Below are 235 nucleotides of genomic sequence, written 5' to 3'. Positions count from 1 at the left end.
GGATCAGCGGTTCATTCGTCTTCGGGTGCACCAGACGCATCACCGCAGCCGGTGCGGCCGCTGCTGCTGGTGTGGTCGGTGTGGGGGCGTGCTCGTCTTCGGGGCGTGTGCATCCGCCCGGCCCGGAGCCCGGATCGAAGTCCTGTTCGGAGTCTCGCTCGGGTCCGGTTCCCGTTCGGGGCCCGTGTTCGGTCCCGGTCGCGGTCTCGGTCTGCGAGGCGGGTGCCGGTTCGGG

At 71.1% G+C, this 235-nt stretch carries 1 pseudogene; it reads right to left on the bottom strand.

The annotated features are described in order from the left end of the window. Positions 1-235: pseudogene (locus L0U85_RS12610) on the bottom strand (hypothetical protein); the annotation flags it as partial.

It is taken from the genome of Glycomyces sp. L485, from assembly GCF_022548875.1.
Taxonomy (GTDB): Bacteria; Actinomycetota; Actinomycetes; order Mycobacteriales; family Micromonosporaceae; genus Glycomyces.
Note: the sequence above shows the minus strand (reverse complement) of the source record. Positions and strands in the feature narration are given on the sequence as shown.